The sequence below is a fragment of the Intrasporangium chromatireducens Q5-1 genome (assembly GCF_000576575.1).
In the GTDB taxonomy this organism is placed as follows: domain Bacteria; phylum Actinomycetota; class Actinomycetes; order Actinomycetales; family Dermatophilaceae; genus Intrasporangium_A; species Intrasporangium_A chromatireducens.
Genome location: NZ_AWQS01000602.1, coordinates 1 through 409, shown reverse-complemented (window position 1 = coordinate 409; position 409 = coordinate 1). Strand labels below are relative to the sequence as shown.

The 409-nt window shown below is 68.9% G+C and carries 1 protein-coding gene; it reads right to left on the bottom strand.

The annotated features are described in order from the left end of the window. The coding region (locus tag N864_RS23065) for an aldehyde dehydrogenase family protein (RefSeq protein WP_034723142.1) at positions 1-409 on the bottom strand (409 nt) is incomplete at both ends.

Genomic DNA, 409 nt, shown 5'->3' with positions numbered 1-409 from the left:
CCGTAGGGCGAGGCGGACTCCATCTGGTCGAGGACGGAGTCGTAGTCGGCGTCGTCGAACACGTGGACGGCGAGGATCGGGCCGAAGTACTCGGTGCGGAAGGCCTCGTCGCCGGGGTCGGTGACCTCGAGGACCGTGGGACGCACGAACCACCCGACGGAGTCGTCGTACTTGCCGCCGGCGAGGACCTCGACACCGGCGGTGGCGTGCGCCCGGTCGATGGCGGCCTTGTGCTTGGCGAAGGCGCGGTCGTCGATCACGGCACCCATGAAGTTGCTGAGGTCGGTGACGTCGCCCTGCGTCAGGCCCTCGGTGATCTCGACGAGGTCGCTCCTGATCTGCTTCCAGAGCGAGGCCGGCACGTAGGCGCGGGAGGCGGCCGAGCACTTCTGGCCCTGGTACTCGAACG